Origin of the sequence: Pseudomonas poae RE*1-1-14, assembly GCF_000336465.1 — a bacterium.
Classification (GTDB): domain Bacteria; phylum Pseudomonadota; class Gammaproteobacteria; order Pseudomonadales; family Pseudomonadaceae; genus Aquipseudomonas; species Aquipseudomonas poae.
Genome location: NC_020209.1, coordinates 1808593 through 1823965 on the forward strand (window position 1 = coordinate 1808593; position 15373 = coordinate 1823965).

Below are 15373 nucleotides of genomic sequence, written 5' to 3' on the forward strand. Positions count from 1 at the left end.
GGCCAGCGTGGTTGAAGGGGCGCCCCAGATCAAGATCAAGAGCGCGGCGGCCTGAAAGCCGACCGGTATGGGGTGTGAACGCGATCAAATGTGGGAGCTGGCTTGCCTGCGAAGGCGCCGGTCCAGCACACATTGATGTTGACTGACCCACCGCTTTCGCGGGCAACTCGCACCGCCGCTCCTACAGGGAATCTGCGCTTAACTGAACGGCATTGGGGCAAGCCTGCTCACCACAGTAAGGCCCGCTTCCAGAGTTTAACTGTGATTTTTATCCCTCAGAACCTTGAAAGACGGTACGACGCCCATTGCGGCGTGTTCCGGTGCGACACCATTTGCCCAATCATCTGCGCTGTCACCGCCGCCTGGGTCAACCCCAGATGCTGGTGGCCGAACGCAAGCAGTACCTTGCCCTCGCAGACTTGATCAATGATCGGCAGCGAGTCCGGCAGTGACGGCCGAAATCCCATCCAGGGGGTGGCGTCGTGGCGATTCAAGTCTTCGCGAAACAGGCCCTGGCTCAGACGGTGAAGTTGCCATGCGCGCTCCATGTTGGCGGGGCGGTCGAGTCCGGCGAACTCCACCGTGCCGGCCAGGCGCAGGCCGCTGCTCATGGGGGTCATGATGAATTTGCGTTCCAGCGAGGTGACAGCAAACGGCAGCCGGTTATGTTCGTTGGGCAGCATCAGGTGGTAGCCGCGTTCCGTGTCCAGTGGCACTTTCTTGCCGGTCAGGGCCGCCGTCAGTTTGGCGGAGTGGGCGCCGCAAGCAATCAGCACCTGCCGTGCGGTGAGGGTGCCCTGGTCGGTCGTCAGTGTGACGCTATCGCCTTCGACGCGTCCATCGAGCACCTTGCGCTGGATAAATCGCACGCCGCCGGCCTTGGCGGCGTTGACCAGCGCGAGGACCACTTGGTAGGGGTCGATAACGTGCCCGGTACCAGGAAAAAACAAACCGCCCTGAATGCGCTCACTCAACTGCGGCGCACCGGCTCGGACTGCATTGCCTGACCAGAACGTCACCGGCACGCCTTGCTGTTGCATGCGCTGCTGCAAGGCATCGATGACGTTTCGCGAGGCGGTTCGCTCGAATACCAATAATGAGCCGTCGTTGCGCAGCAGTTGTGGCTGTTCAATGGATTCAAGCAGGCGGCGCCATGCGTCAAGGCTGCCTTCATTCAGGGCCCGAAGGCCTTCTACGGTGCGTTGATAACGGTCCGTTTGCAGGTTGAGCAGTAGCCGGGTGAACCAGGGCAGGGCACGTGGCAGGTATTTCCAGTCCAGACGCAGCGGGCCCGTGGGGTCCAGCAACATGGCGGGCAGTTTTTTGAGGATTGCCAGGTCGGCGATGGGAAACACCTGCTCGGTGGCCAGGTGACCGGCGTTGCCGTATGAGGCGCCCATGCCCGGTTGCTGCGAGTCGATCACCAGCACCTGGCGTCCTTGTCGCGAGAGTTGCAGGGCGCAGGCAACGCCGATAATGCCGGCTCCGACGATGGCGATGTCTGGCGGCGTGTGGTCGCACATGGCCTGCTCGCTCCTACACCGACACCTCGGTCGACCAATTGGCATACCAGCGGCGAAACAACCTGTATTGCTGTTCGGCATAGTGTCGCTGGGCATTGCTGAGCTCATCGGTCTCGTTGAAGTGCAACGCGTAACCCTGATCCCCGTTGAGTACCATCAGGTGCTTGTAATACAGCACCAGGTCGCAGCCTTCATCGAAGGACGACAGCACCGCCAGCGCTGTTTCGAGCTCGCGGGCCAGGCGAGCGGCCTTGGCGTCGCCCAGGGCGGCCTTCTTGCTCAGCGCCACCAGTTGCAGCACTTCTCGCGGCAAGGCGTTGCCGACGCCGGTGATGGCACCGGTGGCGTTGCAATTGACGAATCCATGCACCACTTGGGTGTCGACGCCGACCATCAGCGACACGTTGTCGTCCTGGGACGTGATGTTTTCTGCGGCGTAGCGCAGGTCGGCGGCGCCGCCGAACTCCTTGAAGCCGATCAGGTTTGGGTGTTGCCGGCGCAGTTCGAAGAACAGCTCGGCACGCGTTGCGAAGCCGTAGTAAGGGCTGTTGTAGATCACCGCCGGCAGGTTCGGCGCCGCATCGAGAATGGCTGCGAAGTGAGCCTTTTGCGCGGTGGCAGAGGCTCCGCGGGACAGTACGCGGGGAATCACCATCAGGCCATGGGCGCCGACCTTGGCGGCATGGGCTGCATGGGCCACGGCCTCACGGCTGTTCACCGCGCCAGTGCCGACGATGGTTGGCACACCGGCGGCCACCAGGCGCGCCACGCCTTCCTGACGCTGGGCTTCACTCAGCAGCGGCCAGTCCCCCATCGAGCCGCAATACACCACGGCGCTCATGCCGATATCGATCAGCTCGCGGCCCTTGGCGACCAGTGCGTCGAAGTCGGGCGTGCGCGCCGGGGTGCAGGGCGTCATGAGTGCAGGCATGCAGCCGCTGAAGATGTTGTGGGTCATTGTCGCAACTCCTTGTGTCAGACGAGTAGGGTCGGGGCGCAGATGCCCCAGGCAAAAGGGTCTTGCTCGTCGATCAGCAGCACGCTGTCGGCGGTCACATAAGCGCGGCCAGTGATGAACGGGCGCACCTGTTCGCCGTCCCATTGATAACGGCCTTCGAATTGGCTGCCGGTAATGCCGGCCTGCAACCAGATGTCGCCCTCAGCGAGTTTGCCGTCGGCGGCCAGGCAAGCGAGCTTGGCGCTGGTGCCGGTGCCACAGGGCGAGCGGTCGTAGGCTTTGCCTGGGCACATGACGAAGTTGCGGCTGTCGGCCTGGGGGTCATCGGCAAACAATTCGACATGGTCGATCAGCGCACCCTCCGCCCCGTGAATGCCTTGGTCCTGGAGGGCCTTGAGCAGCGTCCAGGTGTAGTGGCTGAGCGCCTCGACATTGCTCATATGCAACGCCTGGCCGTGGTCCGATACCAGGAAAAACCAGTTGCCGCCCCAGGCGATATCGCCATGTACCACGCCATGGCCGGGAACCTGCACTGCAACCTGTTTGCGGTAGCGCCAGGCAGGCACATTGCGCAGGGTGACGGTGCCATCGGTGTGCAGCGTGGCGGTTACGGTTCCGACTGGCGTGTCGATAAGGTGGTCGCCGGGGCCGATATGCCCGAGAAAATGCAAAGAAGCTACCAGGCCGATTGTGCCGTGGCCGCACATGCCGAGGTAACCGGCATTGTTGAAGAAAATCACCCCGCAGGTGGCACCTGGCGTCACCGGCTGGCAATACAGCGCCCCCACCAGTACATCGTTGCCGCGCGGCTCCAGCAGGCAGGCGCGGCGCCATTGATCGTGGTGCGTGCGCAGGCTGTCGAGCTGGGCGGCGAGGGTGCTGCCGGCCAGTGCAGGAAAACCGTTGAGGACCAGGCGTGTGGGTTCGCCGCCGGTGTGGGAGTCGATGACATGCAGTCGTTTCATGGAGCGCTCCGTCAGTGCACGTTGCCGGTAGAAGTCATGGCAGCGTTTTCTTGTGACTGGCATAGCCTGAACGCGTTGACCGCATGTCGATTGATGTTTTGCTCAACTGCGCATGACGATTTCGGCACAATGGCCGTGCTCGACAAGGCCACTGGCATGGGGCAATCTGCTGGACGTCGACGTATGAAGGGGCGGTCAAAGTCATGTTGCACAGCGCGTTTACGACCTTTCTCCAGAGCAGTCGCCCCAAGAGCATCGAACACTTGCTGGCCGGCGTGGCGCAGTTGTTACCGCTGCTGGATGTGATCCCCAATGCGACGATTTTCATCAAGGACAGCGACGCCCGCTACTTACTCGCCAACCGCACGCTGGTGCAGCGTTGCGGCCTCAAGCAGATGCAGGCGCTGTTGGGCAAGACCAGCGCCGAAGTGTTTCCCGTACAACTGGGGCCTGGCTACACCGAGCAGGATCGGCGCGTATTGCAAGCGGGCGTTGTGCTTGAAGACCAGCTCGAATTGCACCTCTATGGCACTCACGAACCCGGCTGGTGCCTTACCCACAAATGGCCTCTGTACAACGATGTCGGCCAGATCATGGGCCTGGCGGGTATTTCGGTCGACCTGCAATCAGCCAGCGAATCCCATCCGGCCTACCAGCGGCTGGCGGCGGTTGACGAACACATTCGCGCACATTTTCACCGCCGTGTACCTCTCGTGGAACTGACGCGCATCGCCGGAATTTCCGTGGCGCAACTGGAGCGCTACTGCAAGCGCGTGTTCCAGCTCACGCCCCGGCAGATGATCCAGAAGGTGCGTCTGGAGCATGCTCATCGACTGTTGCTGCACTCCGAGCTGCCGATCACCGAGGTAGCGTTGCAGTGCGGGTACACCGATCACAGTGCTTTTACCCGCCAGTTCAAATCCTCCACCGGGTTCACCCCGAGTCAGTATCGACAAGCCTCCAGGTGAGCTTTTCAATAAGTGCGTTCAGAAACTCTGTCCCAGAGAGAACTGGAATATCTGCGTATCTGCGTTTTCAGGGGTGCGAATCGGATAGGCAAGGTTGACGCTCAGCGGGCCCAGGGGGCTGTACCAGGTCACGCCGACACCCACCGAGCTGGCCATCTGGCCGAGCCCGATGGTGCCGCATCCCTGGGTCGTACTCACGTAGCATTTGTCTGCATAGACGCTGCCCACGTCCCAGAACACCGAGGTGCGCAAGGATTTGGTGTCTTTGACGAAGGGGACGGGGAACAGGTATTCCATGCCGCCCGTGATCAGGACATTGCCGCCCAGCGCATCGCGGTCGCGGTCGGTGTAGTACGCCTGACCCTGGCGGGAATAGGCTCCGGTCGCCGGTGTGCTGCGGGGGCCAAGGGTGCCGCTTTTGAAACCGCGCACAGAGCCTTCGCCACCGGCGGTGTAGTTTTCATAGAAGGGCAGACCGTCGGTGGAACCGTAGCCATTGGCATAGCCGAGCTTGGTATGCAGTCGCAGGGCGGTCTGAGCGCTCAGCGGCACGAAGGTCTGGCCGGCATAGTCGAGTTTGTAGAAGCTCAGGTCGCTGCCGGGCACCGTCACCGTCATGTTCAAGCTCTGCGAATGCCCGCGTGTCGCCAGGATGCCTTTGTTCAGGGTCGATTCAGACCAGCCGAGTTCCGCCTTGAAGTTGGTGAACGCTTTGCCCTCACGGCCAATGAATTCATAGATTTCATCGGCGCTGTAGGTCCCCGGCTCGATACTGTCGCGTTGTGCCGTAAGGCCGAAACTCAAACGTGACGTTTCGCTGATCGGGTAGCCGATTTTCGTGCCCAGGCCAAAACTGTTGAGCGCGTAATAGGAGCGTCCATTGTCGTAGTAATTGTTGTAATCGGTCTTGCTGTAGAAACCGTTGTAACCCAGGCTGACCCCGTCCCTGGTGAAGTAGGGGTCGGTAAAGCCAAGGTTGTATTTGCTCTGATAAGTGGAACGGGTCAAGCCCAGGCTGGCGTAATTCCCGGTGCCTAGAAAGTTGCGCTGGCTGATCGAGCCGCTCAGGATCAGCCCGGCGCTTTGGGCGAACCCGACACTGGCGGTGATGGAACCGGACGATTGCTCCTCCACGCTGTAGTTCACGTCCAACTGGTCGTCCGTGCCCGGTACTGGCGGCGTCTCGACATTGACTTCCTTGAAGAATCCCAGGCGCTCAAGACGCACCTTGGACTGGTCGATGAGGAACGTGGATGCCCATCCTCCTTCCATCTGGCGCATTTCGCGACGCAGCACCTGATCCTGGGTTTTGGTATTGCCGCGAAAATTGATGCGATTCACGTAGGCGCGCTTGCCGGGGTCGATGGCAAACACCAGGCTCACCGTGTGATCGTCCTCGTGCACCTGGGGTACGCCATTGACGTTGGCGAATGTGTAGCCTTCATTGCCGAGGCGGCGGGTGATCAGCTCGGACGTGGTGGTCATCAGTTGCCGTGAAAACACCTGGCCCTTGCGCACCAGCAGCAGTGACTGCACCTGGTCCTCGGGGATTTTCAGGTCGCCGCTGAGTGTGACGTCGCGAATCCTGTAGCGGCTGCCCTCGTGGATGTTGACCGTGATGTAGACGTGCTTTTTGTCCGGCGTGAGGGAGACCTGGGTGGAGCTGATATCCATGTTGATATAGCCACGGTCCAGGTAATAGGAGCGAAGCCGTTCAAGGTCGCCGGAGAGCTTCTCGCGGGCGTATTTGTCATCGTTCCTGAAGAACGACAGCCAGTTGCTGGTCTTCAGGGTGAATTGATCGGCCAGTTCTTCGTCGTTGAATACCGTGTTGCCGACCACGTTGATATGGCTGATGGCGGCCACCGCGCCTTCATCGATGGTGACCTTGAGCTCGACCCGGTTGCGTGGCAGGGTGACCACTTGCGCCTCGACCGAGGCCGAGTATCGCCCTTGTGCAACGTACTGGCGGGCCAGCTCGTTGCGCAGGCCTTCGAGGGTGGCGCGTTGGAAAATCTCTCCTTCGCCCAGGCCGGCCTGTTTCATGCCTTTGAGCAGATCGTCGGTGGCGATTGCCTTGTTGCCTTCAATCGTGATGCTGGAAACCGTTGGTCGTTCAACGACATTGATGATCAGCACGTCGTTTTCCCGTGCCAGCTGGATGTCCTGAAACAATCCGGTCTTGAACAGCGCGCGCGTGGCCTGCGCCAGCTGGCGGGCGTCCGCCTCCTCACCTATGTTTAGTGGCAGTGCGCCGAAAACGCTGCCTGCCGAGACCCGTTGCAGGCCGTTGATACGGATATCCGAAATCGTCAGGGTTTGGGCCTGTAGCAATGAAATATCAAGCAATAGCGCAACCGTGCAGAGCAAGCGCGAAGAAATCATCAAAATCTTTCCAGAACACATCGACGGCGCAGCATAAGAGCGCCGTGGGTATGGTGCGGTTAACCCAATGTCAAGTTAGGTAAAGGTTGCATTGAGGTCATGACGCTGGTCAGCGAAAACCGATAATGTGCGCACCCTGACCCGGGAGCTGGCGATGATTTCAGTACTGTTGGTTGATGACGATGAAGACCTCACCGCAATGCTCAGGCAGTACCTGGCGCGTGAAGGCTTTGACGCGACCGCCGTGCATACCGGCGAGGAGGGTGAGGAGCAGGCGCTGTCGGGCCGTTACAGCATTGTGGTACTGGACGTGATGTTGCCGCAGTTGTCCGGGATAGAGGTACTGCGGCGCATTCGCGCCGTCAGCCAGGTACCGATCGTGCTGCTCACGGCCCGTGGCGACAATATCGACCGCATTGCCGGCCTGGAGCTTGGCGCGGACGACTATGTACCCAAACCCAGTTCCCCCGGAGAGCTGGTGGCGCGTCTGCGCGCCATCATGCGGCGAGTGCAGCCGGCGGAAAGCCCGACGGTGGACGTCATTCGCAGCGGTGAACTGGTGTTGTGGCCGGCCAGGCGCGAAGCCCGGTGGCAAGGCGCTGAGCTGGGTGTTACCAGCACCGAGTTCAGCCTGCTGGAGGAACTGGCCCGATGCGCGGGTCAGGTCGTGAGCAAGACCGACCTGTCGCTCAATGCCCTGGGATGCCCGCTGAAGCGCTATGACCGACGTATCGACGTGCACATCAGCAGCATTCGCCAAAAGCTGGGGCCGCGCAGCGACGGCAAGGCCTGGATCCAGAGCGTGCGCGGTCTCGGCTATCAGTTGATTGTCGAATGATGAAGCCCAGCCGGCTGTTCTGGAAACTGTTCCTGGCGTTCTGGCTGGCAACGAGCCTGACCTTTTTTGCCGGGGTCGGGGTGCATGAGGTGGAAACCTTCGAGCCGGACGACCCTCACTTGAAGGTCATCATGGCCAGCGAGGCCGCGCTGCTGCGCCAATTCGGCGTCGAATCGGGGGCCGAGCTGCTGTCGACCTGGCGACGTCCGCCCGATCAGGCCATTGGCGTGTATGACAATGCCGGGCAACTGTTGGCCGGCGCGGCTGTGCTGTCGCCCGCCTATGAGCAGACGGTGATCAGCAAGGAAGGTCTCATCCTGTCGCTGCGCTCCACCCACCCGATCAGCTATGAACACAGCGGCCTCGGCCTGCAGGTGCCGCTGATCATCGGCACCTTGATGAGCGCATTGTTCAGCGGGTTTCTGGCCTACTACCTGGCATGGCCCCTGGCCAGTTTGCGTCGCGCGATGGGTGAGGTGGCCCAGGGCCGTTTCGATGTTCGGGTCAAACCGATGATGGGCAATCGTCGTGACGAAATTGTCGACCTGGCCGGCGACTGCGACCGCATGGCCAACCAGCTCAAGCTGCTGGTGCAAGCCCAGCAACGCCTGCTTCACGATATTTCCCACGAGCTGCGTTCACCACTGACGCGCATGCGCGCGGCCATCGGGCTGCTGCGCCAGGACAGCGAGCGCGTGGCCATGCTTGAGCGTATCGAGCGAGAGTCCGAGCGCATGGATGCCCTGATCGAAGCGCTACTGACCCTGGCGCGCCTGCAAGGGCGGCCCGAGAGCATCCATCGCGAACCTTTCGACATCAGTGAGTTGCTGGCGATGATCGTTGAAGATGCGCAATTCGAGGCCGACATCAAAGGTTGTAGCGTTGAGCTACAGGGAGGCCCGCCGTTTGTTGCCTGCGTCAATGGCGAGCTGATGTACCGCTGCTTCGAGAACGTGATACGCAACGCCGTGCGCTACACCCGGCCGGAGACCACGGTGCAGGTATCCACCCGGCTCAGTGCCGATGCGCAGCAACTGTGCGTGCGCATCACCGATCAGGGGCCGGGCGTGGACGAGAGCCGACTGCAGAGCATCTTTGAGCCGTTCGAACGCGGCAGCGACGACACCAGCGTCGGCTTTGGCCTGGGTTTGGCGATTGCCTACAGCGCCCTGGAAATGCACCAGGGCAGCATCGTCGCGCGCAATGAGCAGAGGGGTGGCTTGACCGTGGAAATCTGCCTGCCCAGGGCACGATCTTTACGCGAAATTACACTCGCTTGACGGCTCTGTACTTGCCACCTCATTAGACTCTGCGCTCGGCAACGCCATTGGTTGAGTAGAGGCAGCGATGTTCCAGGTACATAAAAAAGGATTTGTTTCTGGCAAAAAAATGATCGATGGGCTGGTGCCCTATGACTTTTTTTGCGAAGACAATCCGACGATCAATCTATTCGTGTTCACCGGTGCCGCCGGTCAAGGCAAAACCATCGAGGCGCCGACACTGTGGGGGTTTACCCGCCTGGAACGCTTTGAGGCAATGGCCAGCGCATTGTTGGCCAACAAACGCGACGACGGCTGGTTTCAAAGTGTCAATGTACTCACCGGCCCCGTCCAGAACGGCACCCTGGGGGTGAAATTCCAGCGCGTGCACAAGATCATCAAGCATGCCGACACTGCAGTGCCTTCTGCGCGCAAAGTGGATTACGAAATCCATACCGACGACGGCGACATCTATTTCACCCGACGGCCACTGTCGGCCGACCTTGCGCAAACCGTCATTTACGCGGCGGACCACACCAGTGCGCAACCGCCCGCCTGATCAAGCTCAAGCTCAGTGGCCACTTTCCCATCCGCCATGCACTGCCTTGCGAATAGCCTCCAGCAGCATGGCAAACGCCGGATTGTCATTGTGTTCGCGCCAGATCAGGTGCAGTTCGCTCTGCACACCTTCCCCAAGATCGATCTCGCGAAAGACCACATTCTTGAACACCACACTGCTGGCGCAACGCGGCACCAGCGCCAGGCCCATGCCGGCGTTGACCAGCGCCAGAATGGTCAGGGAGGAACCCAGCCATTGCACGTACTCCGGCGCCACGCGGGCTGAGCGCAGCATGCCCGTGAGCAGTTCGTTGAACGGCGGATAGGCCGAGTGGGCATACATCAGGAAGGGCTGGGCATCCAGGTCCTGCACCGAGACGTGCTCGGCCTGGGCCAATGGATGCCGGCAGTGCACGGCCAACACGAAGGGTTCGCGCACCAGGCATTCGGTGGCGTAGCCGGGCTCCAGCAGGGGCGCGCGCACGATACCCAGGTCAATGCGGCGCGCGCGCAGGGCTTCATGCTGCTGATAGGTATTCATCTCGGCCAGGTCAATGCGCACATGGGGCTGCTTGAGCCGCGCTTCGGCGATGACCTTGGGCAGGAATTCATACACCGCGCTGCCCACGAAGCTGATGTTCACTGTGCCGATATCCCCTTCGGCGAAGCGCCGGGCGGTCACGGCGGCTTGTTGGGCGCGTTCGAGCAGGTTCTGCGCTTCGACGAAAAAAGCCCGGCCTGCGGCGGTGAGCGTGACGCTGCGGGTAGTGCGGGTGAACAGCTCCACCCCAAGGTGATGCTCCAGCAACTGGATCTGCCGGCTCAAGGGCGGCTGGGTCATGTTCAAGCGCTCCGCGGCACGGCGAAAGTTGAGTTCGGTGGCCACGGTGGTGAAGCAACGTAATTGAGTCAGCTCGAACATTGATCTAATCCAGGTATCAATCGAATGCCAAGTTAGATTAGACGGGATCAATATCGGGCGTCCATCATCCCTGCGTCCCTATAAAAATAATCAACGGGAGTCGCCCTTGAATACCGTTCAGAGTTCGCCCGACCCAACCGTGCTTGCCCGCGCGGCGGCCAAGGTCAAGCGTCACGTCCTGCCGCTGTTTGTGGTGATGTTCATCGTCAACTACATCGACCGGGTCAACATCGGTTTTGTGCGCAGCCACCTGGAAACCGACCTGGGCATTGGTGCCGCCGCCTACGGCCTGGGCGCGGGTTTGTTCTTTATCGGCTACGCGCTGTTCGAAGTGCCGTCCAATCTGCTGTTGCAGCGCTACGGCGCCCGCGCCTGGTTGACCCGCATCATGTTCACCTGGGGCGCGGCCGCCATGGCCTTTGTGCAGGGCGAAACCAGTTTCTATGTGCTGCGCTTTATTCTCGGCGCCGCCGAAGCCGGGTTCTTCCCCGGCATCATCTACTACTTCACCCAGTGGCTGCCGGCCAGTGAGCGCGGCAAGGCCATGGCGATTTTCCTCAGCGGTTCGGCCATCGCCTCGGTGATTTCCGGTCCGGTTTCAGGCGCGCTGTTGAGTGTGAGTGGCCTGAGCCTGCATGGCTGGCAGTGGATGTTCCTCATTGAAGGTTTCGCCTCGATCGTGCTCTGCGGGTTTGTGTGGTTCTGGTTGCAGTCCCATCCCCGTCAGGCCAGTTGGCTCAGCGACGAAGAAAAACAGGCACTGGTCGGTGCCATTGCGCTCGAACAGCTGGCACGTGAGGCCGCGCAGGCGAGCCGGCCGTCGATGTTCAAATTGCTGGCCGACAAACAGATCGCATTGTTCTGCTTTATCTACTTTTCCATTGCCCTGACCATTTACGGCGCGACCTTCTGGCTGCCAAGCATGATCAAGCAGATGGGCAGTCTCGGCGACTTTCAGGTCGGCCTGTTCAACTCGATCCCCTGGCTGATTTCCATTGTCGCCATGTACGGCTTTGCCGCTCTGGCCAGCAAGTGGAAACACCAGCAGGCCTGGGTGTCGCTGATGCTGGTGATTGCCGCCTTCGGCATGTTCATGTCCACCACGGGTGGCCCGGTGTTTGCGTTTGTCGCCATCTGTTTTGCTGCGATAGGTTTCAAGGCGGCCTCGGCGCTGTTCTGGCCGATTCCCCAGGGTTACCTGGATGCGCGTATCGCTGCGGCGGTGATTGCCTTGATCAACTCGGTCGGCAATCTGGGTGGATTCGTCGCGCCAACCACTTTTGGCTTTCTGGAGCAGACCACCGGCTCCATCCAGGGCGGGCTTTATGGCCTGGCGGCCACCTCGCTGGTGGCGGCAGTGGTGGTGTTTTTTGCCCGCACCGCGCCACGCGGCGGCGTCCCCGCCGGCACCGCGCCCGTCGAACCGCCCATCAGCCAACCTCGCGACGCTCACCACACCTTGCGTTCAGGCCAACAGGGAGCCCTCTCTTGAAAATCATCCGCGTCAGCGTCACCCCGATTGCCTTCCGCGACCCGCCATTGCTCAACGCCAGCGGCATTCATGAACCCTTCGCTTTACGCTCGATCATCGAGATCGAGAGCGACACCGGCTATATCGGGCTGGGTGAAAGCTATGGCGATGCGCCAGCGCTGGCGATTCAGCAGCAGGTCGCGCCACAGTTGATCGGCCTTGATCCGCTGCACCTCAACCAACTGCGCTCTATCGTGCAGGCCACCGTGGCCGCGCAAAAGACCATCAGCCTGCCCGGCGCCGAGCTGGCGCCGGGTTCCCATGCCAGCAAGGCGGTGAGTAATGCCTATTCTGCCTTTGAGGTGGCCTTTCTCGACTTGCAGGCCCACGCGCTGAACGTGCCGTTGGTTGATTTGCTGGGCGGGGCGATCCGCGACCGCATTCCCTTCAGCGCCTACCTGTTTTTCAAGTACGCCCAGCACATCGACGCGCCCTACAAGCCCGACAGCTGGGGCGAGGCGCTGAGCGCGCAACAAATCGTCGCCCAGGCGCGGCGGATGATCGAAAGCCATGGCTTCAAAAGCATCAAGCTCAAAGCTGGCGCCCTGGACCCCGAACACGAAGTGGCCTGCATCAAGGCCCTGAAAGAGGCTTTTCCCGGGGTTCCTTTGCGCATTGACCCGAATGGCAACTGGTCCCTGGCAACCTCGGTGCGCATGGCGCAACTGCTCGGCGATGACCTGCAATATTACGAAGACCCCACCCCAGGCCTGGACGGCATGGCCGAGCTGCACGCGCACACCGGGCTGCCCCTGGCCACCAATATGGTGGTCACCGACTTCGATGAATTTCGCCGCAGCGTGGCGCTCAAAAGCGTGCAGATCGTACTGGCCGATCATCATTACTGGGGTGGACTGCGCGACACCCAGGTGCTGGCCAAAATGTGCGACACCTTTGGCCTGGGCGTGTCGATGCATTCCAACTCACACCTGGGCATCAGCCTGATGGCCATGGCCCATGTGGCCGCCGCGGTGCCCAATCTCGATTACGCCTGCGACACCCACTACCCGTGGCAGGAACCGGACGAGGAAGTGATCAAGGGCGGCAAGCTGCCCATTGTCGACGGCTGCGTGACAATTACCCGCGCCCCGGGACTGGGGCTTGAGCTGGACCACGATCAACTGGGCAAGCTCCATGACCAATACTTGAGTTGCGGTATTCGCCAACGCGACGACGTGAAACAGATGCAGCGCTACCAGCCTGAGTGGACAAGCGTGAAACCGCGTTTTTAAAAGGGTCGCTTGAGTTGCCCGGTCGCACCTTCGCGGTGCCGCCGGGATTTTTTTTGCGCGCATTTACGCAGAATCCCGGCTGTTGGGTATCGCGATGCAACGAATCGGCGCCGTTGCCCCTCCTATGTCTACGAATAACCTTTCACGAGACAGGTAGTGGGCTTATGACGGCGGCAGACAAGGATCATGTGAACTGGCTGGTACAACAATCGATGCTGAACGCGGCGCGCCAGCGCGCCCGGCTGTATTCGGGGCAGGGCCGGTTGTGGCAGCAGCCATACGCCCAGACGCGGCCGCGTGATGCTTCCGCCTTGTCGTCGGTGTGGTTCACCGCGTACCCGGCCTCGATCGTGACCCGTGAAGACGGCACCGTGCTGGAGGCTTTGGGCGATGAAGCGCTGTGGCATGCGCTGTCGAAAATCGGCATTCAAGGCATTCACAACGGTCCGCTGAAAAAATCCGGTGGTCTGTCCGGCACCCGCCATACGCCCACCATCGACGGCAACTTCGACCGCATCAGCTTCGAAATCGACCCTCAACTGGGCACCGAAGCGCAGTTGCAGGCGCTGACCCGCATGGCCGCCGCGCATAATGCGGTGATCATCGACGACGTGATCCCGTCGCACACCGGCAAGGGCGCGGATTTCCGCCTGGCCGAGATGGGGTATGAGGACTACCCAGGGCTCTACCACATGGTGGAAATCCGCGAGGAAGACTGGTCCTTGCTGCCCGACGTCGCCGAAGGGCGTGATGCGCAGAACCTCAGCCCGCTGCAGGTGGATGCCCTGCGCGACAAGCACTACATCGTTGGCCAACTGCAACGGGTGATCTTCTTCGAGCCCGGCGTAAAGGAAACCGACTGGAGCGCCACGCCGGTAGTGCTGGGCGTCGACGGCAAACCACGGCGCTGGGTGTACCTGCATTACTTCAAGGAAGGCCAGCCATCGCTCAACTGGCTTGACCCGTCATTCGCCGCGCAGCAGATGATCATCGGCGACGCCCTGCATGCCATCGATGTGATGGGGGCGAAGATCCTGCGCCTGGATGCCAACGGCTTCCTCGGTGTCGAGCGCAAGCTGGACGGCACTGCCTGGTCGGAAAGCCATCCGCTGTCCATCACCGGTAACCAGTTGATCGGCGGCGCGATTCGCAAGGCCGGCGGCTTCAGCTTTCAGGAATTGAACCTCACGGTGGACGACATCGCGTCGATGTCCCACGGCGGTGCGGACCTGTCCTACGACTTCATCACGCGACCGGCCTACCAGCACGCCTTGCTGATGGGCGATGCGGAGTTCCTGCGCCTGATGCTGCGCCAGATGCACAGCCTGGGCATCGACCCCGGCTCGCTGATTCACGCGCTGCAGAACCACGACGAACTGACCCTGGAGCTGGTGCACTTCTGGACGCTGCACGCCCACGACAGCTACCTGTACCAGGGCCAGACGTTTCCCGGCAATATCCTGCGCGAGCACATCCGCGAGCAGATGTACGAGCGCCTGACCGGCGAGCATGCGCCCTACAACCTCAAGTTCGTCACCAATGGGGTGTCGTGCACCACCGCCAGCATCATCACGGCGGCGCTGGGCATTCGTGACCTGGACGCGATCACGCCGGCCGATGTCCAGCAGATTCGTCAGATCCACTTGCTGCTGGTGATGTACAACGCCATGCAGCCTGGGGTGTTTGCGTTGTCTGGCTGGGACCTGGTGGGCGCGTTGCCGCTGGCGGCCGATGAGGTCGCTCACCTGATGCAGGATGGCGACACCCGCTGGATCCATCGCGGTGCGTACGACCTGGTGGACCTGAATCCCGAGGCTGAGCTGTCGGCAGGGCAGATGCCACGCTCCAAATCCCTGTATGGCAGTTTGAACAGCCAGTTGCAGGACCCGGAGTCGTTCGCCTGCCAACTGCAAAAAATTCTCGCCGTGCGCCGCGCCTATGACATTGCCGCGAGCCGCCAGATCCTGGTGCCGGACGTCGAGCATCCAGGCTTGCTGGTGATGGTCCACGAGCTGCCAGCCGGCAAGGGCACGCAGATCACCGCGCTGAACTTCGGCGCCACGCCGATCACTGAAACCCTGCACTTGCCCAATATCGCGCCGGGGCCGGTGGTGGACATCATCAATGAGCGGGTCGAGGGCGACTTGACGGCCGAGGGTGAGTTCACCATCACGCTGGATGCCTATGAAGGGCTGGCGCTGCGGGTGGTGAGCAGCACCCCGATGCTGTGATGA

The 15373-nt window shown here is 61.3% G+C and carries 12 protein-coding genes; 7 read left to right on the forward strand and 5 right to left on the reverse strand.

Annotated elements, in window-relative coordinates; translation table 11 throughout:
- Window positions 1-275: 275 nt before the first annotated feature.
- The 3 genes from H045_RS08115 to H045_RS08125 are packed head-to-tail and all read right to left on the reverse strand — an operon-like array spanning window position 276 to window position 3446.
- Window positions 276-1523: an NAD(P)/FAD-dependent oxidoreductase gene (locus H045_RS08115; RefSeq protein WP_015371998.1), complete on the reverse strand. Its 1248-nt coding sequence runs from the start codon at window positions 1521-1523 to the stop codon at window positions 276-278.
- 13 nt (window positions 1524-1536) lie between these two features.
- A complete protein-coding gene (locus H045_RS08120) occupies window positions 1537-2481 on the reverse strand; it encodes a dihydrodipicolinate synthase family protein (RefSeq protein WP_015371999.1) in 945 nt (314 codons plus the stop codon).
- Window positions 2482-2498: 17 nt separating this feature from the next.
- Window positions 2499-3446, reverse strand: a complete 948-nt coding sequence (locus H045_RS08125; protein WP_015372000.1) for a 4-hydroxyproline epimerase — start codon at window positions 3444-3446, stop codon at window positions 2499-2501.
- Window positions 3447-3649: 203 nt separating this feature from the next.
- On the opposite strand from H045_RS08125, the gene H045_RS08130 reads away from it, so the two are divergent.
- Complete coding sequence (locus H045_RS08130; protein ID WP_015372001.1) at window positions 3650-4414, forward strand: AraC family transcriptional regulator; 765 nt, start codon at window positions 3650-3652, stop codon at window positions 4412-4414.
- A gap of 18 nt (window positions 4415-4432) precedes the next feature.
- Here the strand turns inward: H045_RS08130 and bamA are convergent, their stop codons facing one another.
- Window positions 4433-6799, reverse strand: coding sequence for an outer membrane protein assembly factor BamA (bamA, locus tag H045_RS08135; RefSeq protein WP_015372002.1), 2367 nt, complete (start codon window positions 6797-6799; stop codon window positions 4433-4435).
- Between the two features lie 154 nt (window positions 6800-6953).
- Here bamA and H045_RS08140 point away from each other — a divergent pair, with 154 nt between their 5' ends.
- The 3 genes from H045_RS08140 to H045_RS08150 all read left to right on the forward strand — a co-directional run bounded on the left by H045_RS08140 (window position 6954) and on the right by H045_RS08150 (window position 9455).
- Window positions 6954-7637 carry a response regulator transcription factor gene (locus tag H045_RS08140; RefSeq protein ID WP_003230175.1) on the forward strand — a complete coding sequence of 228 codons (684 nt, stop codon included), beginning with the start codon at window positions 6954-6956 and terminating at the stop codon, window positions 7635-7637.
- Entirely contained in the window at window positions 7634-8917 is a 1284-nt protein-coding gene (locus H045_RS08145) for a HAMP domain-containing sensor histidine kinase (RefSeq protein WP_041931464.1), read from the forward strand. Before H045_RS08140 ends, H045_RS08145 begins: the two co-directional genes overlap by 4 nt.
- 67 nt (window positions 8918-8984) lie before the next feature.
- A complete protein-coding gene (locus H045_RS08150) occupies window positions 8985-9455 on the forward strand; it encodes a hypothetical protein (protein WP_003230179.1) in 471 nt (156 codons plus the stop codon).
- Between the two features lie 12 nt (window positions 9456-9467).
- On the opposite strand, the gene H045_RS08155 is transcribed toward H045_RS08150, so the two are convergent.
- Window positions 9468-10376, reverse strand: coding sequence for a LysR family transcriptional regulator (locus H045_RS08155; RefSeq protein ID WP_003230182.1), 909 nt, complete (start codon window positions 10374-10376; stop codon window positions 9468-9470).
- 106 nt (window positions 10377-10482) lie between these two features.
- Between H045_RS08155 and H045_RS08160 the strand changes: the two genes are divergently transcribed.
- From H045_RS08160 to treS, 3 genes are all read left to right on the forward strand, one after another.
- Window positions 10483-11868: an MFS transporter gene (locus H045_RS08160; RefSeq protein WP_015372005.1), complete on the forward strand. Its 1386-nt coding sequence runs from the start codon at window positions 10483-10485 to the stop codon at window positions 11866-11868.
- Complete coding sequence (locus tag H045_RS08165) at window positions 11865-13139, forward strand: glucarate dehydratase family protein (RefSeq protein WP_015372006.1); 1275 nt, start codon at window positions 11865-11867, stop codon at window positions 13137-13139. The genes H045_RS08160 and H045_RS08165 overlap by 4 nt, the downstream gene beginning before the upstream one ends.
- 164 nt (window positions 13140-13303) lie before the next feature.
- Entirely contained in the window at window positions 13304-15370 is a 2067-nt protein-coding gene (gene treS, locus H045_RS08170) for a maltose alpha-D-glucosyltransferase (RefSeq protein WP_003230188.1), read from the forward strand.
- Window positions 15371-15373 lie beyond the last annotated feature (3 nt).